A 24,090-nucleotide genomic window follows, 5' to 3' on the forward strand; every position below is an offset into this window, starting at 1 on the left:
CGGTATTGTTGCTAGCTATTTCTTAATTCCTTTAATGAATCGGTCCTTCCCAAAAATATCCTTTCGCAATTCAATTTCCGAAAAATTATGGGCTTCAAAAAGTTCTGCCATCTGCTTCCCCAGGGCCTCGTTGATCTCAAAGTACAGCCTTCCACCCACGTTAAGGGAAACTGAAGCAAGTTCAATAATTCTCCTGTAAAATTTAAGTGGATCATTATCCGGGACAAAGAGTGCGAGAGCCGGTTCAAAGTTCTTAACATTCCTGCTCATTGCTTCTTTTTCCGATTCCTTCACATAGGGCGGGTTAGAGACAATCACATCCCAGGTCTGTTCGTTGAGATCCTCCTCCAGGATATTACATTGTTTGAATTGAATATTACACCCCTGCAGCCGTGCATTTTCCCGGGCCATTTGCAGTGCTTCCCCTGAGACGTCTACAGCAGTTACAGAAGCTGATGGTAATTTTGCCGAAAGGCCGACCGCGATACAACCACTTCCAGTGCCCACATCAAGGATTTGAAACTCTGTACTTGCTGATTCAGAATCATCCAGGCCAGCGAACGAGTTCCTCGGTTTCGGGCCTTGGGATCAGGGTGTGCTCATTCACGGACAGCTCCATATCCATAAAATGTGTTTTCCCGGTAATATACTGCACCGGGTATTCTTTTTTTAATCTGGCTAAAGCCTCAAATAAAGGTGCTTCTTCCTCCTTGCTCAGCATCAGGTCGGGTTTCATGACCAGTATAAATCGTTCAAACCCCAGGTAATGATCAACCAGGATTGAAAAAAAACTGGATACTTCTTCCCTGGGGTATATCCCATCGAGTTCCTCGTGATAAATATCCTTGATCGTTCTTACCAGCATTGGCGATTATAATTTCCTGGACATCCAGACCTTGCACTTCCCATGCCCGGTATTGCCCATCGGACCCTGAAGGTATTTAAAACCATATTTCTCATACATTGCCAGGGCAGTTTTCATCTGTGGCATAGTTTCCAGGTAACAGGTCTGGTAGCCGAAAGAGCGCGCGTAATCCAGGCACTTCGATAACATGGTGCCTCCTAATCCTCTACCCCTGGCCTCTGGTGAAAAATACATTTTCTGCAACTCACAAATTGACTCCTTCTCATCTTGCAGTTGAGCGATTCCGGATCCCCCCATGATTTGTCCATCTATTTCCAGGACCAGGTAGACCGAGCGATCCCGGGTATAAAATTCGTGCAAATCGTCCAGGGATTCATCTGCCATGGTAGACCCGGTAGCGGGAACGTTATGAGCGTTAAGAACAGATCGGATTATGACTGCTAATGCCTCGTTATCAGCAGCCCTGATCTCACGTATGATAACCGACTCCATATTCTACTTGAATAACCTATTTTTGCGTGGTGAAGATACATGAAAAATATATTTCACGGGCCATCGAGATTGGCCGGAATGCTTTGGGTACGGCTGCTCCTAACCCTATGGTTGGCTGTGTCATCGTCCTTGATCAGAAAATAATTGCAGAAGGCTATACCAGTCCTTTCGGAGGTCCTCATGCCGAGGTGAATGCTATCAATGCGGTGAGCGAGCAGGCTCTTCTTTCACAATCTACCTTATATGTTACCCTGGAACCCTGTTCACATTATGGCAAGACTCCACCTTGTGCAGATTTGATACGGAAACACCGCATTCCACGAGTAGTTATCGGCCTGGTAGATCCACATGACAAGGTAGCGGGCAAGGGAATACAACATTTGGAAGAAGGGGGTGCCGAGGTGATCACAGGTGTACTGGAAAAACAATGCAGAGAACACCATAAAAGATTCCTTAGTTTTCATGAAAGGAAGAGACCATATATCATCCTGAAATGGGCTCAAACCCAGGATGGCTTTATGGCACCGGATAAAGCAAAGCGGAAAAAGGACCCGCAGCCATATTGGATCACCGGTAAAAGTTCCAGGCAACTCGTACATCAATGGAGAAGCCAGGAACAGGCTATATTGGTAGGTACCAATACGGTGCTGGAAGATAACCCCCGCCTGGATGTACGTGAATGGCTGGGTCGCTCCCCGGTTAGGATAGTGCTAGACCCGGAGGTGAGGCTGGAAAGTAGCCTCCATGTATTACAAACTCCTCCCCTGACCTTTCGGGTTACACAACACGGAACAGCGGCAGAAGAAAACGCCCACCTGAAACATCGCACCATAGATTTTGGCCGCCCGATTGCCTCACAATTAAGTGATCTCTTATACAGGGAAAATATCAATAGTGTGATCGTTGAAGGAGGCGCAAAGACCTTAGAGGCTTTTATCGACTCGGGCCTGTGGGATGAAGCACGGATTTTCACCGGGCCCACCAATTTCGGATCAGGGCTTAGAGCACCGTCCTTGAGGGGAACCGTAATCCAGGAAAATAAAGTAGGGGCTGACCATTTAAAAATAGTTCGGAATGATCAATAATATAATTTTCGATTTTGGGGATGTATTTTTAAACCTTGACAAAAGCGCCCCCTACCGGAGTTTGTCCGAGCAGGAATTGTTAGAGGCCGGGCCAGAACTCTACGCTATTAATTCTGCATACGAGATCGGGTCCCTGGACAGCTCCACCTTCATTAAGCGGATGGGTCATTTGTTTAAAGGCAGATCTTCGCACGAGTTAGAATCGTTATGGAATTCAATGTTACTGGATCTACCGGAAGAACGACTAAAGTTCGTAGAAGAATTATCGGATACGTCCTCCCACAGGCTGTTCCTGCTCAGCAACACAAACGAGTTGCATATCTCTCATGTTAAGGCCAGCATTGGCAAGGACAGGTACAACCGCTTTAAGAACTGCTTTGAACAATTTTATCTCTCCCATGAAATCGGCCTGAGAAAACCGGAGGAAGCAATATTTCGTTTTGTCCTGGAAGAAAACGGACTTACAGCCGAAGAAACTCTTTTTATCGATGACACCCTGGAACATGTAGAGGCTGCCCGCAGGCTTGGTATCCAAGGCTGGCATCTGCAGGTAGGGAAAGAAGACGTTACCGAACTTAAATCCAGGCTGTGATATGATCGATCTCGCATTCAGCATACTCTCTTCCAGCCTCATCTTTGTTATTTTCAAATATTACGCTGTATACCGTGTAAATACCTTGTATGCCATTGTATTTAATTATATGACAGCAGCGACAGTGGGCATTTTTTTCTTTAAAGGAACTCCTGATTTTGCTGCGGTGCCATCTTCGCCCTGGTTCCCTGTAGCTCTGGGATTGGGGTTGATGTTTATTATCGTATTTAACCTGATGGCCACAACTTCCCAGAAATTAGGCGTTTCTGTAGCATCTGTCGCTACAAAAATGTCCTTGGCCATACCGGTAATGGCCGGGGTGCTTCTATATAAGGAAGAGTTGGGTCCCTTAAAAATACTAGGAATCATTCTCGCCCTGGCAGCGGTTTATTTTGCCTCGGTAAAAAAGAAAAAGATCACCGTACAGAAGGATGCCCTCCTCTGGCCCATGTTAGTTTTCCTCGGTTCAGGAATTATTGATACTACGATAAAATACCTGGAAGAGCGGCTAGTGACCACAGAAGAATTCCCTTTGTTTACCACCTCCTTGTTTGCGGCCGCCGGTAGTGTTGGATTGATCATACTGGCAGTTCATGGGCTGCAGGGACGGCTAAAACTTAGCTGGAGAGCTGTGGTGGGTGGGATCGTACTGGGGGTTCCCAATTATTTTTCTATTTTCTTCCTGTTAAGAGCACTGCAAAGTGAGAACCTGAACAGTGCATCCATTTTCACCATTAACAATGTAGCAATCGTAATGTTTTCCACCCTCTTGGGCATAGTACTATTTAAGGAAAACATAAGCCCGAGAAACTGGGGAGGAATTGCACTTGCGGTAGTCAGTATATTGTTGGTAGCTTTGTTCTGATGGATCATATAACTGAAGACACGTACAAAACCTTAAGAGCACCTTCCCCGGAAGTACTGTTCAAGGACCGAAAAAGTAAATTCTTTGGATATGCTTTCCCGGTTCGTACAGAGGAAGAAATCAAGGACATCATCGAAAATATCCGTCAGAACCATAGAGCCGCAGGCCATGTTTGTTATGCCTGGCGACTGGGAATCAGGAAGAAGAAACACAGGGCCAACGATGACGGGGAACCTAACAATTCTGCCGGGATGCCCATCTACGGACAGATCCGTTCTTATGATCTGACCAATGTGCTAATCGCGGTAGCCAGGGTCTACGGGGGCACAAAACTGGGTGTAGGCGGACTCATACAGGCCTATAAAACTGCTGCTCAGCTGGCCCTGGAAGCAGCCACTATCATAGAAAAAGTAGTGATGAAGGATTTCCGGCTGATATTCAAATACCCTGAAATGGATAAGGTGATGCGCACCATCAGCCAGGTAGAAGCTGAGATCCTTTCCCAGAAGATGGAAATGGACTGCACCATTGAGGTAGCCATACGCGAAAGTGAAGCAGAAAGATTCATTGCGCTAATGAAGCCTTATATCGGGGTAGAAGTCACAGAAATTGAAACCGATTAAACGGCTGATTCCATAGAGTCAACTTTGAGCCTCAATCTTCTCCAGTAAGTAATCCGGACATTTTATGGGGCGTTTGGTTTTCATATCCATAAATACCAGCACGGTGTTGGCCGTAGCTAAAAGTTCTCCATCTTCATTGTGAATTTCGTAGTCAAATTCGATTCGGACGGAGGGGGTCTTTACCAACCTGGTAGACACTGAAATAAGGTCGTCGTAGACCGCTGATTTTTTAAAATTCAGTTGCAGGGAAATCACCGGGAGCATGACACCATTTTCTTCCATATCCTTGTAGGAAACCCCAAAATTCCTAAGCCACTCAACCCTTCCCATCTCTAAGTATTGCGGGTAATTGCCATGATAAACCACGCCCATTTGATCCGTCTCCGCATAGCGTATCCGGAAAGATATTCTGTTAAATTCCATGTATAGGTAGTTAAAATCCTTTATATTTAAGGAAGGTGTTTTACGGCATTGGAACATGCGAAAAAAAAAGAGAAAAATCAACCCGTGATTGGTTTTTTTTTTAGGTAATTTGTTCACATCTTTGTCACACTAGAGAGGTCGCGCCATGACCTTACCAGACCAACAAGCACAGACATCTTTAACCAACTAATAAGACTAACTTCAAATGAGTGTTACTGCCAATTCTGTTTGGAATAATTGCCTGGAATTTATTCAGGACAACATCCAACCGCAGGCATTCAAAACTTGGTTTGAGCCTATTAAGCCCATTAAATTATCCGAAGGCGCTTTAAGCATACAAGTACCCAGTAAATTCTTTTACGAATGGCTGGAAGAGCACTATGTAAAGCTTTTAAAAGTAGCTTTGACCAAAGAGTTAGGGAACACCGCGAAACTGGTCTACATCATAAAGATGGAAAACACTTACGGCAATAAAGAACCTTTTACGGAACAGATTCCCAGCACCAACAGGGGGCAGGTATCTCCTCAGGAAATGGATGTACCCATTAAATCCAAAAATCCTGAATTAAAGAATCCGTTCGTTATTCCGGGGATCAGAAATATTAAAATTGAATCTCAACTCAACCCGAATTATAATTTCGACAATTTTCTAGAAGGAGACTCCAATCGCCTGGCAAGATCTGCCGGGATGGCTGTTGCCAACAAGCCCGGGGGAACTTCCTTTAACCCCTTGTTGATCTTTGGTGGTGTCGGTTTAGGAAAGACTCACTTGGCCCATGCCATAGGTGTAGAAATAAAAGACAAGTACCCGGAACGAACGGTACTATATATCTCTGCGGAGAAATTCACCCAACAGTACATTGAATCGGTAAAAAAGAATACCAGGAATGATTTTATACATTTCTACCAGCTGATCGATGTTCTGATCATTGATGACGTACAGTTCCTGTCCGGTAAATCCGGAACACAGGATGTATTCTTCCATATTTTTAACCACCTGCACCAGAACGGGAAGCAAGTAATCCTTACCTCAGATAAGGCACCTGTAGATATGCAGGATATTGAACAGCGGTTATTATCCCGTTTTAAATGGGGACTTTCTGCTGAACTACAAAGTCCGGATTTTGAGACCAGGATATCTATACTGAGAAACAAATTATACCGCGACGGGGTAGAAATGTCTGAAGATATCATTGATTATGTCGCTAAACATATCAAGAGTAACATCAGGGAGCTGGAAGGTGCCATCATTTCATTGATCGCTCAGTCTTCATTCAACAAAAAGGAAGTGACTTTAGAGCTAGCGCAGGAAGTAGTTGAAAAATTCGTCAAGAATACCAAACGGGAAGTCTCCATAGATTACATACAGAAAGTAGTATCCGATTACTTTGAAATGGATGTGGCCACACTACAATCCAAAACACGGAAAAGACATATTGTCCAAGCGAGGCAATTGGCGATGTTCTTTGCAAAGAAGTTTACCAAAGCATCCCTTGCCAGCATCGGTTCACAAATAGGAAAACGAGACCATGCCACGGTACTCCATGCCTGTAAAACGGTTGATAACCTCGCCGAGACTGACAAGCAATTCCGCAAGTATATTGACGATCTCACAAAAAAATTCTCCTGATCCGGTAAAAGGATCCAGTACTACAGGCAGCTTTCTTATCAAAGTGGTAATTTGAATTGTTCTTAGGCTTCCTAGCCTACAGGATTTTTTATATTGTAAAGCCAATTTAATGGTAAGCTCATCATGAATCAACCACCGATAAAAATCTTAATGGTCTGCCTGGGAAACATTTGCCGATCTCCCCTGGCCGAAGGAATTTTGAAAGAAATGGCAGACCCGGAAAGAGTAGTTGTAGAATCTGCAGGGACAGCCGGATATCATATTGGTAACCCACCAGATCCGCGATCTGTTTCTATTGCCTCTAAATACGGCATTGACATCAGCACCCAGCGTTGTCGCAAATTTGAATCCTCAGATTTCGAAGAATTTGACCTCATCCTGGCGATGGATAGAAGTAATTACCGGAATATCATCAGCCTGGCTCAAGATGAAAAGCATTATAAAAAGGTAAGCCTTCTTATGGAAGAACTCCCGGATGGACCGGATGAAGTACCAGACCCCTATTATGGAGGGAAGGACGGTTTTGAAGAAGTATATCAAATGGTATACAGGGCTTGCGAAGCATTATTGGAACGATTGCTTAATGAAAAACAGGATCTATGAGTAACAATTATGGAAATTTATATGTCATCCCTTCCACCCTTGGTGATAATGCCCCGTTAGAAGTACTTCCTATTTCTATAAAAGGCGCCATAGAAAGAATTGACCATTATATTGTTGAAAATGAGAAAACGGCGAGGCATTTTATAAAGAAAGTAAGCCCTAGAAAATCCCAACCCGGCCTACAACTATCACTGCTCAATAAATTCACTGAGCAATCAGAACTGGAAGGATTCCTCGATCCCTGTCTCTCGGGAATCCCGGTGGGTATTCTTTCCGAGGCAGGGTGCCCTGGGATAGCGGATCCTGGAGCTGAAATTGTCCGTATCGCCCATGATAAGAATATCAGGGTGGTCCCAATGGTCGGGCCCTCCTCCATATTACTCGCTATGATGGCCAGCGGGATGAATGGGCAGAGCTTTGCTTTTAACGGCTACTTACCCATTGAAGGATCTGAACGAAAATCTGCGATTAAGAAAGCCGAAAAGATTTCCAGGGACCTAAAACAGGCCCAGGTATTTATCGAAACACCTTACAGGAACGACAAATTATTAGCAGAGCTCATAAAGACTCTAAACAAGAACACACGCTTATGCGTGGCATGCGATATCACCCTGCCTACTGAATTTATTCGCTCTAAAGCGGTTTCAGACTGGAAGGATAATGAAGTTTCGCTTCACAAGCGACCGGCAATCTTTATCTTCCAGGCATAAAAAAACCCCGGTATTACCGGGGTTATCTATTTCAATTTTATTTATATTCTGGGGTTTTTCCTGGCCGTGATCTTGGAGACATCATAACCCGAGAACTTGCGCATATACTCAGATATACTAGTTCCGTAGGCGTCTTTGGTATCAAAACTACCATAAGACCTCAGGTACTTCTTCACGTTTCCTGCGCCTGCCAGGTGGGCAGCTGCAAGAATACCAGATTCAGTAACCTCTACTCCATGGATCTTGTGGCCAACAAACCACTCAATATCCTTCCTGAGAATCCACTTATTCCTTGCAAGATTGGTCATGAAAACCTTTTCCTGCAAACTAGGATCATTTAAGAACTGACTTGCATTGTAAACACCCATTAGCTGTAAGGTATTAATACCAAACTGGTATTTTCCTAAATACCCTAATGTGTTGATCACGAAATAATTACCTTGGGATTCTTTGAAAGCCAGAGCTTCTTTAAAACCGATGTAGGAACTTCCTAAAAAAGGAGGTGCTACTCGTTGGGGCATCGGCGCGATCTCGTATTGGGGATACAATACCGCAGTAGGTTCTTTTATTTTCAAAGTTTCCGGCAGGGTGGTGTTAACCGGCCTTTTAAGCCCAAAACTTCCGAAAATAGCGATCATGATAAGAGGACTACTCAATAGTATCCACTTTCTCATAAAGATGATTTCTTAAGAATTACAGCCCTAGAAAGAGCATACTTAAATTTCACCCTACAAATATAGACCGCATTCTCTGATAAAATTGTAAGAATTTATTAAAATATTGCCTCAATGGGATAAAGCGCTTGTTTTCAAAGACAAACAGCTACCTCTTAATATTCTGATTGTTAATCCATCGGACGTACTGCGCTTTATTCCTGTTGTGCTGCGATAAGGTTTTGGCAAATTTGTGGTATCCAAAATTCTCTACATCCGCCACGAAATACAGGTAATCGTGCTTTTCCGGTTGTAAAACCGCTTTAATGGCCGATATATCGGGCATTGCGTTAGGTCCGGGAGGCAAGCCCGGGTACTTATAAGTATTATAAGGTGAATCTAAGGCGAGGTCCTTATATAGTACTCTTTTGATTATGGTGTCGTGGTCACCTGTCGACTCCTTAATAGCGAAGATGACGGTGGGATCGGCCTGTAGGGGCATATTCTGCCGCAGGCGGTTCAGGTACACCCCTGCCACCCTAGGTCTTTCGTCTACTTTGGCCGTTTCTTTGTGTACGATAGATGCCAAAGTGGTTACCTGTAAAGGTGTCAGCCCTTGCTTTTCAGCTAATTGTCTTCGTTCCTGGGTCCAGAACCTATCGTATTCGCGCTTCATACGCTCCCTGAATTCCTCAGCGGAGGTATTCCAGAAAAATTCATAAGAATTCGGAAGGTAAAGGGCAATAGCATTAGGGGAATCGAGGTCTTCTGCTTGCAGGAAATCCGTGTCGCGAAAAGATGAAAGCAGTTCCAAACTGTCAGCTTCTATCTGGGCGGCAATCCTACCCGCCAGTTCTGGCAGGGTTTCCTGGTTATTAAAAGAAACCATTACCGGTTCATTACGACTCCTGAGTACATTAACCAAGGTGTTATTGTTCATCCCACGCTCAATGCCATATCTGCCCGGTCTTACGTTAACACTGTACTTCTTTTGCCTGGCAACGGTGGCAAAGGACTCCGGGTCATCCAACAGAGGAGTCAGTTGTTCGTAAACCTGGTTGAATTCGGCATCGGTTGGGATATGAACATACACCTTGTCTTCAGAGAAACGGGTATTTGGGGTAAACAATGCATCATATATGCGGTAAGAAAACCACCCCATCACCACTAAACCAAGGATGGCGATGATCCACAAAATCTTTTTGATATACATTTACTTATTGATCTTTTGAAATAATAATTCGTCCTGGTATTGGCCATGGATAAAATTCCAGTCTTCTTTAAGTCCTGCCTGAACAAAACCCAGTTTTTTAAAAAGGTGAATACTCCTTTTATTATCGGCACCTACATTGGCATAAAGCTGGTGGAGATCCAGGGTATCAAAGGCGTAGTCTATTAACAACTCAATTGCTTCCTTACCTATCCCCTTGTTGCGATGCTGTTCTTCTGCAATAAGGATCCCTATTCCGGCACGTCTATGCTTGGGATCAAAATCAAAGAGATCTATGAGCCCCAACTGTGCTCCCATCACAGAGGTAATACACAGCCGTAATTGTTTGACGTCATAAATATCGCGATGCGCATTTTCCAAATACAATTTAAGCACGTGTTTAGCATAAGGCGTAGTTGTTCCGCTTACCTCCCATACTTCGTTGGCGTTTTCCAGGTCATACAAGAAATCCAGGTCTTCCGGCTCTAATGCCCTTAGAATGATATTTTTTCCTCGTAATTTCAACATTGTACACTTCCTTTGAACACCCTTTCTGCAGGGCCTAGCAGGTAAATATCGGAATAGTGCTCTCCATTCCAAACAAATCGCACTTTTAGCTCACCTCCGAGGGTCCTTATGGTGTATTCCTGGGGATCCTCATCCTTTTTCCCGTGCATGGCCAGGGCAACGGCAGTTACACCGGTACCACAGGAATAAGTTTCGTCCTCTACTCCCCTTTCGTAGGTTCGCACATAAAACTTTTTATCTCCCTCGTGTTTCACGAAGTTAATATTACTTCCGGCTTCTCCGTAGCGGTCATACCTGATTTTGGCACCTTCTTCCCTAACCGGGAAGGTGTCTAACTCCTGAATTTCCTGCACATGGTGAGGAGAGCCTGTGTTGAGATAATAGTACTTTGAGTTCTGTTCTATTTCGTGAACATCCTGCATCTTGAGGCTGATGAGTTCGCCTTCAATGTTTGCCGTGTGAGGCCCATCTACGGCGATGAACCGGGCTTCATTACCAATTACTTCCAGGTCACTGGCAAAGGCAACGATACATCTGCCTCCGTTTCCGCACATACTCCCCTCTCCCCCGTCAGCATTATAATAGACCATCCTGAAATCATAATCCGGATCTGTCTCTAATAAGATAAGTCCGTCTGCCCCTATACCAAAACGCCTGTCACAAAGGCTGGCAATGAGTTTGGTATCGTTTTTGTTAAACTGAAACTGACGATTATCAATCATGATAAAGTCGTTTCCCGTACCCTGGTATTTGTAGAAAGTAATGTCCATAGTGAAATTAGGGGTCAAAGATATGACTTTATTTACGGAGAAATGAACGGTTAAAAAAGGGTTAAACCCTTAATCACAGTATGATTTTCTGTTAATTTTACAAATAAGTCGATTAAATATTTAAGTAATTATGAAACGATTAACACATCTTCTAATGGTTTCTATTCTCGGGGGTGCTATTACGCTCGGGGCCTACAAGCTGTTTTTTGAGTCTACTAAATTTGCCGTGGTAACAGAAGACCAGGGTGCTCCCTACTTCACCACCAGCAATACGGCCACATCGGTCAAAGGAATTGCGCTCAACGAAGTAGATTTTACAGTGGCTGCAGAGAAAACGGTAAACGCAGTGGTCCACGTTAAAAATGTAACGGTGAATGAAGCTCCCAGCAATTTTTGGGAATATTTCTACGGTTCCCAGGGAAGCCAGAGGCCACAACAGGTGGGTACTGGATCCGGGGTCATTATATCACCCGATGGCTACATTGTGACCAACAACCACGTGATATCAAAAGCTGATGCGCTTAGTGTCACCCTTAATAATAATAAGAGTTATAAAGCGGAGATAATAGGAACAGATCCCAATTCGGATATTGCCCTGATCAAGATAGACGCCGAACGCAGCCTGCCTTACCTGGCCTTCGGCGATTCTGATAATACCAGGATCGGGGAATGGGTATTGGCGGTTGGTAATCCATTTAACCTAACATCTACAGTGACTGCCGGGATCATAAGTGCTAAGGCACGTGACCTGGGCAGGACCGACCAGTCCTTTTTGCAGACAGATGCAGCTGTAAATCCCGGGAATAGTGGTGGCGCCCTCGTGAACACCAACGGGGATCTTATCGGGATCAATACCGCGATCACCTCACAGACCGGTTCCTATGTAGGATATTCTTTTGCCGTTCCTAGTAATATTGCCAAGAAGGTAGTAGAAGATATTATGGAGTACGGGAATGTTCAAAAAGGTATACTGGGGATAAGTTCTCCAAGACTTAATACCCCTTATGCCGTTGAAAATGGCATCGATGAAATAGAAGGCGTGTATATTGATGGCGTTGAAGAGGATTCCGGGGCGGAAGCCGCCGAACTACAATCCGGGGATGTTATTAAGATGGTCGACGATATCCGGGTCAGGAGATTTGCAGACCTCACTGGGTATGTTGCCACCAAGCGACCGGGAGATAAAGTAGTATTAGCCATTAACCGCAACGGGGACGAATTAGAAGTTGAAGTTGAACTTAAGGAAAGGCAATCCCTTGTTGTGCCGCAAATGGGATTAAAAGTTAAAAACCTGAACGAAGCAGATAAGAAAAAGTATAAGACCAAATACGGCGTTAAGATCACCGGGGTTCCTGAAACTTACCGCGGCTATGACCTGGAAGGTAAAGTGATCATGGCCATTGGTGATGAAGAAGTAAAGGATATACAGGATGCTCGTACGCTTTTTGGCGCCATATCACGTTACGGAAAAACTGTGATCACCATGATCAATGAAAAAGGAGAACGCGAGCGACTTATCTTTCAATAAGAGTTTTAGAATATATAAAAAGCACTCCCAATGGAGTGCTTTTTTTGTTGCCCAATCCTTGTACGAAAACGTTTGAAATAACTACTTTTGCACTGAAAAATTTTAAACCTCATCAATGAATACAGCAAAATCCTATGAAAAGGAACTGGCCTTCCAAGCGGACCGGAGGAAAGCCACCACAGAATTCATTAAGATCATCAGTGACCTTTGGTACGACAGGTCTATTGAAGTTGTACTATTCAAGAACCAGATCATCGATAAGAATGTCAGCGAGATCATCAATCTTCATGAGTATGCCGGTGAATTTGTACAAAAACCGATCTCTATTTTTGACTCTGTAGAGCTCTTGAGGGCTATTAATGACATTAACCTACCCCCTTCCAAGCTGGATATCGGTAAACTGACCTATGAATACCACACCAATGATACCAGCCAGTATCACAATGTAAAGTCCTTTGTACTTGACAAACTTCAGGGAGCTAATGAAACAGAGGAGATAAAGCCTAAGGACGTAGTTCTCTATGGATTTGGACGAATCGGTCGATTGTTGGCTCGCGAACTGATGGCAAAAACAGGTAAGGGCAACCAGCTGCGGTTACGGGCGGTAGTCACCAGGGGTGCGCTTACGGAGGAAATTCTTGAAAAGAGGGCGACATTGCTCCGGACCGACTCGGTTCACGGGCAGTTTTCAGGTACTGTGGATACGGATTTTAAAAACCATGCACTCCTTATTAATGGTACCACGGTGCATATGATCTCTTCACAGGATCCGGACACCATAGATTATACTAAATATGGTATTAATGACGCCCTGATCATAGACAACAGCGGGGCTTTCAGAGATGATATTTCCCTGGCCAGGCACTTGAAGAGTAAAGGTGCTGCACAAGTATTATTGACTGCACCGGGCAAGAACGTACCCAATATTGTACACGGTGTCAACCAAACGGATTTTGATCCTGATAAGACCAAGGTATATTCCGCGGCTTCCTGTACTACCAATGCCATCACTCCTATTCTTAAGGTAGTGGACGATTCTCTGGGAATCAAGAAAGGTCACCTGGAGACTATACACGCTTACACTAATGACCAGAACCTGGTGGATAACATGCACAGCAAATACAGAAGAGGGCGGGCAGCTGCTCTGAATATGGTAATCACGGAAACCGGTGCAGGTAAAGCAGTAGCCAAGGCCTTGCCGGCATTAGAAGGCAAACTTACCTCTAACGCCATCAGGGTTCCCGTGCCTAACGGTTCTTTAGCGATCCTGAACCTGGAGGTAAAGAATAAGACTACTAAGGAAAGTCTGAATACCATAGTTAAAAAGTACGCTTTAGAAGGAGACCTGGTGGAGCAGATCAAATACTCCCTCAGTAATGAATTGGTTTCTACGGATATTATAGGTACATCTGCTCCTTCAATTTACGACAGTACCGCAACGATTGTTTCCCCTGACGGTAAGAACATTGTATTATATGTCTGGTATGATAATGAGTACGGGTATGCGCACCAGGTGATCCGTTTATCCAAGTATATCGCTAAAGTTCGGAGATATACATATTATTAATATAAGAATTCGTCCACTTTTAGCGTTCTAACCGTGAATCCCCGGGTTCAGCGGTTAGAACCTTAGTGGCGTTTTTTTTTATTAATTAATTTAATTGAAGTACTTTAGGGGCCTCTCTGAATCGTATAATAAACTAATCTAGATTGCAATGAAAGGGTTAAGCCGATTATTATTACTCACAGGTTTGTTAGCCTTCCAAATTAGCTTTGGGCAAGACAGTGAACCAGAACTTTCTCTGGATCAAGGAACCATTGACAGCCAATTTGAGTTCATCTTTAAGAATGCCGGGAATTACAGGTCTGATGGTAAACGTTATGAGGTTGTTCGCGCGAACAACCTGGATAAACTAAGGAATAATGTTAAGGATTCAATGAATGCTTCCAGGACGAAGGCCGCACAGTTGAAAGCTACCATTTCCGGACACGAATCCACTATTACTTCCCTTAATCAAAAACTGGAAGAAACCACTGAGAATCTCGCAGCTGTTACCGAAGAGAAAGACAGTATGTCTTTTATTGGAATACAGGTTTCTAAGGGCACCTATAACTTTATATTATGGACAATTATACTGGTATTATTACTAATGTTGTTATTATTCATCTATAGGTTCCGTCGGAGTAATTACCTGACACAGGAAGCTAAAGCCAACCTCGCTGAACTGGAAACAGAATACGAGGATCACCGGAGAAGAGCCCTGGAAAGGGAGCAACGGATCAGCAGGCAGCTGCAGGACGAGATCAATAAGTATAAAAAATCGAAATAAATACAACCCCCGGCTACGGGGGTTTTTTAATGATGGAAAGTCTGATCATAGTTAGGGCCGGTATTTCGGAACTTGACGAGTTGGTTCCATTGATGGACGAATACCGCGTTTTTTATAAGCAATCTCCAGACCCTGATTCTGCCAGGTCTTTTTTACAAAGCAGGATGATAAAGCAGGAATCGGTTATCTTCCTCGCGTATTATAATAACGTCCCTGCCGGGTTTACACAATTGTACACCAGCTTCTCTTCTGTTAGCTTACAACCAATATTTATCCTGAACGACTTGTTTGTGCATAAGGAATACAGGAATAGGGGTGTTGGCGCTGCACTGCTTCTAAAGGCGCAGGAATTTTGCAAAGAAATTGGCTATAAAGGATTGGCCCTGGAGACAGCAAGGGATAATCCTGCACAGCACCTTTACGAAAGATTGGGATGGGAAAAGGATTCCCATTGTTTTCATTACTTTTGGAAGCTGTAATTTTGCAGTAGAAGAGGACATCATGCGTATAGATATTATCACAGTTTTACCGGAATTAATGAAAAGCCCGTTCGAGGCTTCTATCCTGAAGCGCGCCCAGGAAAAAGGGCTAGTGGAGGTGCATTTTCACAACCTCCGGGATTATTCGACCAATAAATACAAACAGGTAGATGATTACCAGTTCGGGGGTGGTGCCGGGATGGTATTGATGATTGAGCCGATTGACAAATGCATCAGCAAGCTGAAAGCTCAAAGAGATTACGACGAGGTTATATATATGACACCCGATGGCGAGACTCTGAATCAACGTATCGCCAACCAACTTTCTTTAAAAGGTAATATCATTATCCTATGTGGGCATTATAAAGGAGTAGACCAGAGAGTCCGGGATACCATGATCACCCGTGAGATTTCTATTGGTGATTATGTTCTTTCCGGTGGAGAATTGGGCGCAGCGGTCCTGTGTGATTCGGTGATCCGTCTCCTTCCCGGGGTTTTGAATGACGAGACCTCTGCTCTAACAGATACCTTCCAGGACAACCTGCTTGCACCACCGGTATACACTCGCCCTAGGGAATACAAAGGTCATGCTGTCCCGGAGATATTATTAAGTGGCGATTTTCCTAAAATTGAACAGTGGCGTGAAGATAAAGCTATGGAAAGAACAGAGCAATTACGCCCGGACCTCCTGAAATAGAGGGGTAAGTCTCTTAACCGGGTAAGGAAAAAAGCTTTTGAAATACTTGCGAGTATCTAATTAATCATTAATTTTGCACACGGTTAAAATCAACCTCTGACGAGGTACGTGAATGTTGGTTTTGATAAACTCTAACAAATTATTATCATGGAAGCCTTACTAAAATACGTTGAGGACGAATTTGTATCCAAGAAAGAATTTCCTTCTTTTTCTGCGGGAGACACTATTACTGTGTACTACGAGATCAAGGAAGGTGAAAAAACACGTACCCAGTTTTTCAGGGGTGTCGTTATTCAACGAAGAGGAACCGGGGCCACCGAGACTTTTACCATTCGTAAAATGTCCGGTACTGTTGGCGTGGAAAGAATTTTCCCTGTCAACATGCCAGCCCTTCAAAAAATCGAGGTCAACAAGAAAGGAAAAGTACGTAGAGCACGTATCTTCTACTTCAGAGGCCTTACCGGTAAAAAAGCGAGAATCAAAGAAGTTCGTAAATAGCCGAAAGCAATTATTAAAAAAAGCCCCGTTTTTCAACGGGGCTTTTTTATTGCTCTATTTCTTATGTTTACTCTTATTTTTCAAAGGTCTTAAGTACAGAGGTAATGATCTCTACACATTCCATAAGTTGTTCTTCAGTTATGACAAGTGGAGGAGCAAAACGGATAATATTTCCATGTGTAGGTTTCGCAAGCAATCCTTTTTCCTTGAACGCCATACAGATATCCCAGGCCGTGGTACTCTCCTCAGAATCATTGATAAGGATTGCATTCAACAGTCCTTTTCCTCTTACTCCATTCACGATATTGGATTCATCGATGAATTTCTGCATTTCTGACCGGAATAATTCACCTAGTACATGGGCGTTTTCTGCCAGGTTCTCCTCTTTTACAACATTTAGGGCTGCCATTCCTACTGCTGCAGCAACAGGATTACCTCCAAAGGTACTTCCATGACTCCCTGGGATGATCACATCCATAACGTTGTCATTAGCCATCACACCAGACACCGGGTAGGCCCCTCCGGAGAGAGCTTTACCCAGAATTACGATATCTGCCTTGATCTCCGGCTCTCCACTGCAATGGCGATCCGGGCAGGAGCAGTTACCACAGGTTGCCAGTAACTTCCCGGTACGCGCTATACCAGTCTGTACTTCATCGGCGATAAACAGAACATTGTACTGCTCGCATAACGCTTTAGCAGCGGATAAGTATCCCTCACTGGGTACATATACCCCGGCTTCTCCCTGTATAGGTTCTACCAGGAATCCTGCGATATTATCGTTAGATTTTAAAGCTTCCTCAAGCGCTTCTAGGTTATCGTATTCTACTTTTATAAAGCCCTGGGTATAGGGTCCAAAATTCTTAGTCGCTACCGGATCGTTGGAGAACGAAATAATAGTGGTTGTCCTTCCATGAAAGTTATTTTCACATACAATGATCTGGGCATCGTTCTGATGAATTCCTTTCTTTTCATAAGCCCACCGGCGACATATCTTCAGAGCAGTCTCTACGGCTTCTGCACCTGTATTCATTGGTAAGAACTTGTCGTAGTGAAAAGTTTCAGAAACATATTTTTCAAACTTCCCAAGCATATCGTTATAAAATGCCCTTGAAGTAAGAGTAAGTGTTTTTGCTTGTTCTGTCATTGCTCCTACGATGTCCGGGTGACAATGTCCCTGGTTCACGGCAGAATATGCCGAGAGAAAATCATAATATTTCTTTCCTTCAACATCCCATACGTACACACCTTCTCCCCTGCTCAGTACGGCAGGTAAGGGGTGATAATTATGAGCTCCATACTTATCCTCTAATGCGATGGCATCGGCAGAGGTCATTTTTTCCAAAACAGACATGATCTAATAATTTTTTAATAAAACTTTGGTAATTCCTTCTTAAGGAGAGAAATCATCCATAGGAGTGTTGCTAAAATACGAAAACTTCAAAGAATTCGGGGCATAAGGGCGTTAGTTATTCTGATTCATATTCAATAAAAACTGTCCCTAAAATGTGCGATGGGATTAGTATTTTTGCGGCATGCGAAAAAAGAAAGTAAGGAAAACTTTTGAGAAACTTCACGTGGACCGTGCAGGCTCTAAAGGAAAGGCGATTGCAAAAGCTCCCGATGGGAAAGTAATATTTATTTCTAATGCCGTACCGGGCGATGTAGCGGATATACAGACCACTAAAAAACGGAAGTCGTACTACGAAGGTGTAGCCACACATTTTCACTCCTTGTCAGAAAGGCGAACTACCCCGGAATGTAAACACTTTGGAGTTTGTGGCGGGTGTAAATGGCAGCATATGGGCTATGAACATCAACTTGAATTTAAACAGAATGAAGTTAAGGAGAACTTATTGAGAATAGGTCACCTGGCACTTCCTGAAGTAGAGCCCATATTAGGGTCAGAAAAGCAGTATTTCTACCGGAATAAGATGGAATTCTCCTTTTCGGACAGCCGGTGGTTAACTCCGTCCGAAATAAGCGGTGACCAGGAGATCACCGATAAGAACGCGCTCGGATTCCATATCCCCGGAATGTGGGACAAGATCCTGGACATTGAAAAATGTCACCTGCAGCCCGACCCTTCAAACGCTATAAGGCTGGAAGTAAAAGATTTCAGTGAAAAAAACGGTCTGAGTTTTTTCAACCCGAGGAAGCAGGTAGGCATGCTCAGAACGCTTATGATTCGAACCTCCTCTACCGGGGAGGTGATGGTACTGATCCAATTTTACGAGGATGAGCAACCTAAGCGAGAGCTATTGCTAAAACATATCGAGGCAACTTTCCCTGAAGTAACCTCTCTTCTCTATGTTATAAACCAGAAGGCTAATGATACTTTATACGATCAGGATGTCATATGTTTCTCGGGACGGGATCATATTTTTGAGGAAATGGAAGGGTTGCGATTTAAGATCAATGCCAAGTCCTTTTACCAGACCAATTCGGAACAAGCCTACGAACTATATAAAGTGGCACGTAATTTTGCGGACCTTAAGGGCAATGAGCTTGTTTATGATTTATATACCGGTACAGGAACCATTGCACAATTCGTAGCAAAGAAAGCAAAACACGTGGTAGGGATTGAGGCTGTACCCGACGCTATCGAAGCAGCCAAAGCCAATGCTAAAGATAACGGCATCACCAATACCAGTTTCTTTGCAGGTGATATGCGGAAGATCTTCAACAAAGAATTCATTGCGAAAAACGGACAGCCTGATGTCATAATAACGGATCCCCCCAGGGAAGGTATGCATCCGGCAGTGGTAGAACAAATCCTGAGTATTCATCCCCAGAGAATCGTTTATGTGAGCTGTAACAGTGCCACACAAGCCAGGGACCTGGCTTTGTTAAAAGGATATTACGACATTACCAAGGTTCAAGCGGTTGATATGTTTCCACAGACCCACCACGTAGAAAATGTTGTACTTTTAGAAAAAAAGCAGTCCCTGCCCCATGAACAATAAAAGATCGTATAGGATAGCAGCCGGGGTTCTCCTTGCGTTGTTATGCATTATTAGTTTTAATGCCTGTGAAAAAGACGATATCTGTGTTGATGGTAATACACCATTGATGATCGTGACTTTTTACGACCAGACAGACTCCAGCACATTAAAATCAGTCAATAACCTCCGAATTATCGGCCTGGGTAAAACCCAGGTAGTGAATACCTTTACGGACCGCGGTGACGTGGATTCCATTGGGCTTCCTTTACAGAGCAATACCCCGGAAACACGATTTATCATGATCATGGATTCTGCAGATGAAAATGAAGTGGAATCCGGGAACCGGGATACGATCACTTTATCTTATGATACCGAGGAAGTATTTATTTCAAGGGCCTGTGGTTTTGTTGCGAATTATCAGGATCTCGATGCAGCCATTACCACAGACACCGATAACTGGATCCAGGACATACTTATAGAACAACCTTCTGTTACTAATCAAACCAGCGCGCATGTCAAAATATATCATTAGCCTGTTATTATTTGCCTGCCTGCTATCAGGGTTTGCCCAGGAGACTGCCGTAGTCACCAAAGGAAAGGATAGTATCTCTTACAAGCAGCCATACGGGCTTAGGGTGGGTATAGACCTCAGTAAAGTAGCCCTCTCCTATTTCAATGAAGATTACACAGGTTTTGAAGTTGTCGGTGACTACAGGTTATCGCAGAATTTATACCTGGCAGGCGAGTTAGGCCGAGAGGAAAAGAGGCAATCGGAAATTCTTGGAAATGGCATCTTAGAGGGGGACATACTGCTCTACGATTTTACACCCAGTGGCAATTACCTTAAGCTGGGTGTTGATCTGAATACTTATGATAACTGGTATGGAATGAACAACTCTATATATCTCGGGGGAAGGTATGCCTTCAGTACATTTAAACAGACACTGAATGACTACCAGCTCTACGACACCAATCGCTATTGGAATGCAGATGGGTTCAGCTCCGGTAATGGTGAGCTTAACGGTGAATATTCCGGTCTGAATGCTTCTTGGCTCGAATTTTTATTCGGGGTGAAAGTAGAAATGTTCAAGAACCTGTATATGGGCGCGAGCGCACGGATAATGTTCCTGGTGAGCAGCAAGGATTCTGAGGTAATGCCTAATTTATGGATACCCGGCTTTACGAAAGTTACCGACGGCAGTAATTTTGGTGTCAATTACAATTATACCCTTTCTTACATGATCCCGCTATACAAAAAGGCAAAGAAAATCAAGCCAGAGATAAATCCCTGACCCAGGAGAATTAGTCTGCTGCCTGGTGTTTAGCTTTCTTGCTCCCGGAGTAGATCTCGTATTTGACGAACCTGGATTCCAGCTGGCTATTATATACTTTAATCTTCCTCGATGTCCTGAGTCCTACATGTTTCAGAGCTTCCATATTTGAACTGATGAACCAGGCTTCTGTCCCCGGATAATTTTGTTTCAGGGTATCGCCTATCTGTCCATAAAATTTTGGCATATCAATCTGCAGTCGAGTTCCATACGGGGGATTGAAGACCATATGTAAATGCGAATCTGATTCTTTCTCAGAATCAAAAAAGCTTTTCTCTTCTATCGTGATATAATCTGACAGACCTGCATTCTCTACGTTGTCCTTGGCCTTTAGTACAGCCGATGGAGCCTTATCATAGCCTTTAATCTTGAAATGAAATTCCCTGGCCTTATTAAGGCTTGCCTCTACGATCTTGTTATAGAGTTCCGGGTCAAAATCTTTCCAGTTTTTAAAACAGAATTCTTTCCTGTTGATATTGGGAGGAATATTACAGGCGATCATTGCCGCTTCTACAAGGAAGGTACCACTTCCACACATGGGATCGAGAAAATCGCTCCTGCCATCCCAACCACTCATTAGGAGAAGTCCGGCTGCCAAAACTTCGTTAATTGGGGCTATATTGGTAGCCAAGCGATAGCCACGATGATGGAGGGACGCACCAGAACTATCCAATGATACATGGCATAGAGATCCCTGGATATGAATATTGATCCTGATATCGGCATGTTTGGTATCTACACTGGGTCTTGTACCATATTGATCACGGAACTTATCAACTATAGCATCTTTAACTTTCTGAGAGACAAACAACGAATTAGAGAATTCATCAGAAAGAAGGACTGTATCCACAACAAAGGTTTGGTCTTTATGCATAAATGCTTCCCAGTCCATTGCGTAGATCTGGTTATAAAGATCGTTCTGTTGCCTGATGGTAAAGGAAGTGATCGGTTTTAATACCTTGATCGCAGTTCTCAGGCAAAGATTGGCTTTGTACATAAACCCTTTATCCCCTTCAAAAAATACTGTACGTACTCCCTGAGTGACATTCCCTGCTCCCAGGTTTCTTAGTTCCTTGGCCAGCAGCTCCTCAAATCCATGTAAGGTTTTGGCCAGCATTTTATAATTCCCCATAATCCTGTGTGTCTGTAGTGCAAAAATACACTAATTTTGCCCCTAATCCTTACCAATTACAAATAGCCTGCAGGCAATTCTATAATGAACTATTTATTACCTATACTGGCGGTACTCCTCAGTTTTGCATTTATATTTCTCACCAAACCACGAGCCCGTAAGGAAGTTCGTTTATTGCTTGCTTTTAGTGGAGCTTTTCTCCTGGCACTAACTGTATTTGAACTTCTCCCGGAAGTTTTTACCAGTCCTGATCCCAAATTCGCAGGAATTTTCATCATGCTGGGAATACTACTGCAGATTTTCTTAGAATTCTTCTCTAAGGGGGCAGAGCACGGTCACGTGCACATGCATAATGAAACAAACAATTTTCCCTGGCTATTGTTTATCAGCCTGTCATTACACTCGTTCCTGGAAGGCATCCCCATAGACAGTCACCATTCTATCCTCTACGGGATTATCGTACATAAGGTGCCAATTGCGTTGGTCTTGAGTATATTCTTATTGCATTCTAAAATGGAAGTTTACCTGGCGTTCTTATTTATGCTGTTCTTTTCTATGATGACCCCATTAGGCACCTTCTTCGCTGCAAATTCCAGTTGGGTTGACAATTATTACATACCCTTAACTTCTTTGGTTATTGGAGTTTTTCTGCATATATCAACGGTAATCTTATTTGAAAGTTCTGAAGGGCACAGTTTTAACATCCGAAAACTCAGCGTGATCATCCTGGGGATTGCTGTGGCTTATTTTATCTAGAATATTTGGTGATTGCGGTGTCAGATGACATCCAGATAGATCATAAACCAATGGCTCAGCGCTCCGGCCAGAACAAAAATATGCCATACAAAATGATGAAATGGTACGTGGCGCATGACGTAAAATACTATACCCAGGCTATAGCAAAGTCCTCCAGTAAAAAGTAAAACGATTCCCCTGAAACTCAGTTGGTCTATCAATTCCTGGAAATAAAAAACGATCAACCATCCCATAAGCAAGTAGATCATGAGGGAGAATTTCTCAAATCGTCCAGTGAAGAATAATTTAAGGATAGTACCGACTAAAGCGCACCCCCAGACGGTGTAAAAAATGAACCAACCATCCCCCTGCTCCATCAGGATCAAGGATACTGGGGTGTAAGTACCGGCAATAAGGAAGAAAATTGAAATATGATCCAGTATCCTCAATTTTAATTTAGAGCCCGGGCTATATACCGCATGATAAGCCGTAGATGCTGAGAACAGCATGATGAAACAGAAACTGTACAGCAATATGCTGAACAAAGGCCAGAACCCGTCTACAGTACGAGCTTGCAGCATAAACACCGCTCCTATCAGCCCAAAAGGGATGCCAATTGCATGGGACCAGGTATTTAGTCTCTCTTCTATAGGATTGCTGCTTCTGGGATTTAGACGATTTCCTTTCAAAAGTTGATTATTTATCGCTTTTATATTTGTCTCCTGGCGTTCTGCTAGCGGAAGGTGTGTAAAGACTGGTTTGATTTTCCAAAAATAGTAAAAAGGGTTCAGGTGTTTTTTATAAGCAGCAGATGCTTTAAGATAAAACCAAGAATGGGAGACATAAATCCTAATCTATTATTAATCTCCTACGGAATTATATACGCAGGTTAAGTAATTACAATTCATTCAGAATAGGGATTAATGATCATGGAAGGGCCATTACCTATATGCTGATTACGGATATAAGGATTTCATATAAATTAGGGTAAACGGTGTTAAGTATGGGGTCATCTTATTCCCACCCCGGTTTTAAGTTAGTTTAGCCGGCTGCAATAAGCTTGCAGTTTAAGTTTTTAAAATATCGGTTGCTGTTGGTTTCCTGCAGGGACCCCGTTTATCTTGACCTTGGGGAGGGACTAGATAGTCCCCGGCTGGATGTTCCCTTCTTTACAATAATGCAAGCTTCCTGCAGGGAACTCATATAACTTTTGCTCGGGGAGGGATTAGGATAGTCCCCGCTCCACCACTTCTTCATCAGTCTTAGTGCAAGCATTCTGCAGGGAGAACGATTATCTTGATCCTGGGGAGGGACTAGTGAGTCCCCGGCCGATTACCCTCTACCGCTAACCCGTCCAGGCCTATGA

The 24,090-nt window shown here is 43.5% G+C and carries 28 protein-coding genes; 17 read left to right on the forward strand and 11 right to left on the reverse strand.

Annotation, left to right across the window (positions count from 1 at the left end):
- Positions 1 to 15: 15 nt before the first annotated feature.
- From PP178_RS09315 to PP178_RS09325, 3 genes are read right to left on the reverse strand one after another with little or no spacing between them, the layout of a single operon-like run.
- On the reverse strand, positions 16 to 507 hold the full coding sequence (locus PP178_RS09315; protein WP_272594066.1) for a N5-glutamine methyltransferase family protein: 492 nt from the start codon (positions 505 to 507) through the stop codon (positions 16 to 18).
- A 37-nt stretch (positions 508 to 544) separates the two neighbouring features.
- Entirely contained in the window at positions 545 to 865 is a 321-nt protein-coding gene (locus tag PP178_RS09320) for a hypothetical protein (RefSeq protein ID WP_272594067.1), read from the reverse strand.
- A 6-nt stretch (positions 866 to 871) separates the two neighbouring features.
- A complete protein-coding gene (locus tag PP178_RS09325; protein ID WP_272594068.1) occupies positions 872 to 1,357 on the reverse strand; it encodes a GNAT family N-acetyltransferase in 486 nt (161 codons plus the stop codon).
- Positions 1,358 to 1,383: 26 nt separating this feature from the next.
- On the opposite strand from PP178_RS09325, the gene ribD reads away from it, so the two are divergent.
- From ribD to PP178_RS09345, 4 genes are read left to right on the forward strand one after another with little or no spacing between them, the layout of a single operon-like run.
- Positions 1,384 to 2,442, forward strand: coding sequence for a bifunctional diaminohydroxyphosphoribosylaminopyrimidine deaminase/5-amino-6-(5-phosphoribosylamino)uracil reductase RibD (ribD, locus tag PP178_RS09330; protein ID WP_336298530.1), 1,059 nt, complete (start codon positions 1,384 to 1,386; stop codon positions 2,440 to 2,442).
- Positions 2,432 to 3,034: an HAD family hydrolase gene (locus tag PP178_RS09335; RefSeq protein ID WP_272594069.1), complete on the forward strand. Its 603-nt coding sequence runs from the start codon at positions 2,432 to 2,434 to the stop codon at positions 3,032 to 3,034. The genes ribD and PP178_RS09335 overlap by 11 nt, the downstream gene beginning before the upstream one ends.
- 1 nt (position 3,035) lies before the next feature.
- Positions 3,036 to 3,899 carry a DMT family transporter gene (locus PP178_RS09340; RefSeq protein WP_272594070.1) on the forward strand — a complete coding sequence of 288 codons (864 nt, stop codon included), beginning with the start codon at positions 3,036 to 3,038 and terminating at the stop codon, positions 3,897 to 3,899.
- A complete protein-coding gene (locus tag PP178_RS09345; RefSeq protein ID WP_272594071.1) occupies positions 3,899 to 4,522 on the forward strand; it encodes an IMPACT family protein in 624 nt (207 codons plus the stop codon). The genes PP178_RS09340 and PP178_RS09345 overlap by 1 nt, the downstream gene beginning before the upstream one ends.
- Positions 4,523 to 4,540: 18 nt before the next feature.
- Here the strand turns inward: PP178_RS09345 and PP178_RS09350 are convergent, their stop codons facing one another.
- Complete coding sequence (locus PP178_RS09350) at positions 4,541 to 4,945, reverse strand: acyl-CoA thioesterase (protein WP_272594072.1); 405 nt, start codon at positions 4,943 to 4,945, stop codon at positions 4,541 to 4,543.
- Positions 4,946 to 5,150: 205 nt separating this feature from the next.
- On the opposite strand from PP178_RS09350, the gene dnaA reads away from it, so the two are divergent.
- From dnaA to PP178_RS09365, 3 genes are all read left to right on the forward strand, one after another.
- The gene (gene dnaA / locus PP178_RS09355) at positions 5,151 to 6,575 is read left to right on the forward strand and encodes a chromosomal replication initiator protein DnaA (protein WP_272594073.1); all 1,425 of its coding nucleotides are present in this window, start codon (positions 5,151 to 5,153) and stop codon (positions 6,573 to 6,575) included.
- A 123-nt stretch (positions 6,576 to 6,698) separates the two neighbouring features.
- On the forward strand, positions 6,699 to 7,178 hold the full coding sequence (locus PP178_RS09360; protein ID WP_272594074.1) for a low molecular weight protein-tyrosine-phosphatase: 480 nt from the start codon (positions 6,699 to 6,701) through the stop codon (positions 7,176 to 7,178).
- Complete coding sequence (locus tag PP178_RS09365) at positions 7,175 to 7,888, forward strand: SAM-dependent methyltransferase (protein ID WP_272594075.1); 714 nt, start codon at positions 7,175 to 7,177, stop codon at positions 7,886 to 7,888. Before PP178_RS09360 ends, PP178_RS09365 begins: the two co-directional genes overlap by 4 nt.
- A 41-nt stretch (positions 7,889 to 7,929) precedes the next feature.
- On the opposite strand, the gene PP178_RS09370 is transcribed toward PP178_RS09365, so the two are convergent.
- From PP178_RS09370 to dapF, 4 genes are all read right to left on the reverse strand, one after another.
- Positions 7,930 to 8,562, reverse strand: coding sequence for a hypothetical protein (locus PP178_RS09370; protein WP_272594076.1), 633 nt, complete (start codon positions 8,560 to 8,562; stop codon positions 7,930 to 7,932).
- A 148-nt stretch (positions 8,563 to 8,710) separates the two neighbouring features.
- Positions 8,711 to 9,754 carry an endolytic transglycosylase MltG gene (gene mltG / locus PP178_RS09375; RefSeq protein ID WP_272594077.1) on the reverse strand — a complete coding sequence of 348 codons (1,044 nt, stop codon included), beginning with the start codon at positions 9,752 to 9,754 and terminating at the stop codon, positions 8,711 to 8,713.
- The gene (locus tag PP178_RS09380) at positions 9,755 to 10,279 is read right to left on the reverse strand and encodes a GNAT family N-acetyltransferase (protein WP_272594078.1); all 525 of its coding nucleotides are present in this window, start codon (positions 10,277 to 10,279) and stop codon (positions 9,755 to 9,757) included. It abuts the gene before it with no gap.
- Positions 10,273 to 11,049 carry a diaminopimelate epimerase gene (gene dapF / locus PP178_RS09385; protein WP_272594079.1) on the reverse strand — a complete coding sequence of 259 codons (777 nt, stop codon included), beginning with the start codon at positions 11,047 to 11,049 and terminating at the stop codon, positions 10,273 to 10,275. The genes PP178_RS09380 and dapF overlap by 7 nt, the downstream gene beginning before the upstream one ends.
- 130 nt (positions 11,050 to 11,179) lie before the next feature.
- Here dapF and PP178_RS09390 point away from each other — a divergent pair, with 130 nt between their 5' ends.
- The 6 genes from PP178_RS09390 to rplS all read left to right on the forward strand — a co-directional run bounded on the left by PP178_RS09390 (position 11,180) and on the right by rplS (position 16,581).
- Positions 11,180 to 12,577: a S1C family serine protease gene (locus PP178_RS09390; RefSeq protein WP_272594080.1), complete on the forward strand. Its 1,398-nt coding sequence runs from the start codon at positions 11,180 to 11,182 to the stop codon at positions 12,575 to 12,577.
- A 115-nt stretch (positions 12,578 to 12,692) separates the two neighbouring features.
- A complete protein-coding gene (locus PP178_RS09395; RefSeq protein WP_272594081.1) occupies positions 12,693 to 14,144 on the forward strand; it encodes a glyceraldehyde-3-phosphate dehydrogenase in 1,452 nt (483 codons plus the stop codon).
- A gap of 148 nt (positions 14,145 to 14,292) precedes the next feature.
- Complete coding sequence (locus PP178_RS09400) at positions 14,293 to 14,907, forward strand: tRNA (guanine-N1)-methyltransferase (protein ID WP_272594082.1); 615 nt, start codon at positions 14,293 to 14,295, stop codon at positions 14,905 to 14,907.
- Between the two features lie 29 nt (positions 14,908 to 14,936).
- Positions 14,937 to 15,386 carry a GNAT family N-acetyltransferase gene (locus PP178_RS09405; protein WP_272594083.1) on the forward strand — a complete coding sequence of 150 codons (450 nt, stop codon included), beginning with the start codon at positions 14,937 to 14,939 and terminating at the stop codon, positions 15,384 to 15,386.
- Positions 15,387 to 15,408: 22 nt separating this feature from the next.
- Positions 15,409 to 16,083 (forward strand): tRNA (guanosine(37)-N1)-methyltransferase TrmD, encoded by a 675-nt coding sequence (gene trmD / locus PP178_RS09410; RefSeq protein WP_272594084.1) that lies wholly within the window; start codon positions 15,409 to 15,411, stop codon positions 16,081 to 16,083.
- 147 nt (positions 16,084 to 16,230) lie between these two features.
- Positions 16,231 to 16,581 carry a 50S ribosomal protein L19 gene (gene rplS, locus PP178_RS09415; protein ID WP_272594085.1) on the forward strand — a complete coding sequence of 117 codons (351 nt, stop codon included), beginning with the start codon at positions 16,231 to 16,233 and terminating at the stop codon, positions 16,579 to 16,581.
- Positions 16,582 to 16,654: 73 nt separating this feature from the next.
- On the opposite strand, the gene rocD is transcribed toward rplS, so the two are convergent.
- Positions 16,655 to 17,935: an ornithine--oxo-acid transaminase gene (gene rocD, locus PP178_RS09420; RefSeq protein ID WP_272594086.1), complete on the reverse strand. Its 1,281-nt coding sequence runs from the start codon at positions 17,933 to 17,935 to the stop codon at positions 16,655 to 16,657.
- A 181-nt stretch (positions 17,936 to 18,116) separates the two neighbouring features.
- On the opposite strand from rocD, the gene rlmD reads away from it, so the two are divergent.
- Genes rlmD through PP178_RS09435 form a run of 3 tightly spaced genes read left to right on the forward strand, consistent with a single transcriptional unit; the run spans position 18,117 to position 20,818 of the window.
- Entirely contained in the window at positions 18,117 to 19,547 is a 1,431-nt protein-coding gene (gene rlmD, locus PP178_RS09425) for a 23S rRNA (uracil(1939)-C(5))-methyltransferase RlmD (RefSeq protein ID WP_272594087.1), read from the forward strand.
- Positions 19,537 to 20,058, forward strand: coding sequence for a DUF6452 family protein (locus PP178_RS09430; RefSeq protein WP_272594088.1), 522 nt, complete (start codon positions 19,537 to 19,539; stop codon positions 20,056 to 20,058). The genes rlmD and PP178_RS09430 overlap by 11 nt, the downstream gene beginning before the upstream one ends.
- Entirely contained in the window at positions 20,039 to 20,818 is a 780-nt protein-coding gene (locus PP178_RS09435) for a DUF6048 family protein (RefSeq protein WP_272594089.1), read from the forward strand. Before PP178_RS09430 ends, PP178_RS09435 begins: the two co-directional genes overlap by 20 nt.
- A 10-nt stretch (positions 20,819 to 20,828) precedes the next feature.
- Here PP178_RS09435 and PP178_RS09440 read toward each other — a convergent pair whose 3' ends face one another.
- Positions 20,829 to 21,974, reverse strand: a complete 1,146-nt coding sequence (locus PP178_RS09440; RefSeq protein ID WP_430974711.1) for a THUMP domain-containing class I SAM-dependent RNA methyltransferase — start codon at positions 21,972 to 21,974, stop codon at positions 20,829 to 20,831.
- 99 nt (positions 21,975 to 22,073) lie between these two features.
- Here PP178_RS09440 and PP178_RS09445 point away from each other — a divergent pair, with 99 nt between their 5' ends.
- Positions 22,074 to 22,745, forward strand: coding sequence for a ZIP family metal transporter (locus PP178_RS09445; RefSeq protein WP_272594091.1), 672 nt, complete (start codon positions 22,074 to 22,076; stop codon positions 22,743 to 22,745).
- Positions 22,746 to 22,765: 20 nt separating this feature from the next.
- On the opposite strand, the gene trhA is transcribed toward PP178_RS09445, so the two are convergent.
- A complete protein-coding gene (gene trhA, locus PP178_RS09450) occupies positions 22,766 to 23,413 on the reverse strand; it encodes a PAQR family membrane homeostasis protein TrhA (RefSeq protein ID WP_272594092.1) in 648 nt (215 codons plus the stop codon).
- Positions 23,414 to 24,090 lie beyond the last annotated feature (677 nt).

The organism is Zeaxanthinibacter sp. PT1 (assembly GCF_028464225.1).
Lineage (GTDB): Bacteria > Bacteroidota > Bacteroidia > Flavobacteriales > Flavobacteriaceae > Zeaxanthinibacter.

Coding starts and splice junctions, on each gene's coding strand:
- PP178_RS09320 (WP_272594067.1), bottom strand. CDS start 865: ATGCTGGTAAGAACGATCAAGGATATTTATCACGAGGAACTCGATGGG.
- PP178_RS09325 (WP_272594068.1), bottom strand. CDS start 1,357: ATGGAGTCGGTTATCATACGTGAGATCAGGGCTGCTGATAACGAGGCA.
- PP178_RS09335 (WP_272594069.1), top strand. CDS start 2,432: ATGATCAATAATATAATTTTCGATTTTGGGGATGTATTTTTAAACCTT.
- PP178_RS09340 (WP_272594070.1), top strand. CDS start 3,036: ATGATCGATCTCGCATTCAGCATACTCTCTTCCAGCCTCATCTTTGTT.
- PP178_RS09345 (WP_272594071.1), top strand. CDS start 3,899: ATGGATCATATAACTGAAGACACGTACAAAACCTTAAGAGCACCTTCC.
- PP178_RS09350 (WP_272594072.1), bottom strand. CDS start 4,945: ATGGAATTTAACAGAATATCTTTCCGGATACGCTATGCGGAGACGGAT.
- dnaA (WP_272594073.1), top strand. CDS start 5,151: ATGAGTGTTACTGCCAATTCTGTTTGGAATAATTGCCTGGAATTTATT.
- PP178_RS09360 (WP_272594074.1), top strand. CDS start 6,699: ATGAATCAACCACCGATAAAAATCTTAATGGTCTGCCTGGGAAACATT.
- PP178_RS09365 (WP_272594075.1), top strand. CDS start 7,175: ATGAGTAACAATTATGGAAATTTATATGTCATCCCTTCCACCCTTGGT.
- PP178_RS09370 (WP_272594076.1), bottom strand. CDS start 8,562: ATGAGAAAGTGGATACTATTGAGTAGTCCTCTTATCATGATCGCTATT.
- mltG (WP_272594077.1), bottom strand. CDS start 9,754: ATGTATATCAAAAAGATTTTGTGGATCATCGCCATCCTTGGTTTAGTG.
- PP178_RS09380 (WP_272594078.1), bottom strand. CDS start 10,279: ATGTTGAAATTACGAGGAAAAAATATCATTCTAAGGGCATTAGAGCCG.
- dapF (WP_272594079.1), bottom strand. CDS start 11,049: ATGGACATTACTTTCTACAAATACCAGGGTACGGGAAACGACTTTATC.
- PP178_RS09390 (WP_272594080.1), top strand. CDS start 11,180: ATGAAACGATTAACACATCTTCTAATGGTTTCTATTCTCGGGGGTGCT.
- PP178_RS09395 (WP_272594081.1), top strand. CDS start 12,693: ATGAATACAGCAAAATCCTATGAAAAGGAACTGGCCTTCCAAGCGGAC.
- PP178_RS09400 (WP_272594082.1), top strand. CDS start 14,293: ATGAAAGGGTTAAGCCGATTATTATTACTCACAGGTTTGTTAGCCTTC.
- PP178_RS09405 (WP_272594083.1), top strand. CDS start 14,937: ATGATGGAAAGTCTGATCATAGTTAGGGCCGGTATTTCGGAACTTGAC.
- trmD (WP_272594084.1), top strand. CDS start 15,409: ATGCGTATAGATATTATCACAGTTTTACCGGAATTAATGAAAAGCCCG.
- rplS (WP_272594085.1), top strand. CDS start 16,231: ATGGAAGCCTTACTAAAATACGTTGAGGACGAATTTGTATCCAAGAAA.
- rocD (WP_272594086.1), bottom strand. CDS start 17,935: ATGTCTGTTTTGGAAAAAATGACCTCTGCCGATGCCATCGCATTAGAG.
- rlmD (WP_272594087.1), top strand. CDS start 18,117: ATGCGAAAAAAGAAAGTAAGGAAAACTTTTGAGAAACTTCACGTGGAC.
- PP178_RS09430 (WP_272594088.1), top strand. CDS start 19,537: ATGAACAATAAAAGATCGTATAGGATAGCAGCCGGGGTTCTCCTTGCG.
- PP178_RS09435 (WP_272594089.1), top strand. CDS start 20,039: ATGTCAAAATATATCATTAGCCTGTTATTATTTGCCTGCCTGCTATCA.
- PP178_RS09440 (WP_430974711.1), bottom strand. CDS start 21,974: ATGCTGGCCAAAACCTTACATGGATTTGAGGAGCTGCTGGCCAAGGAA.
- PP178_RS09445 (WP_272594091.1), top strand. CDS start 22,074: ATGAACTATTTATTACCTATACTGGCGGTACTCCTCAGTTTTGCATTT.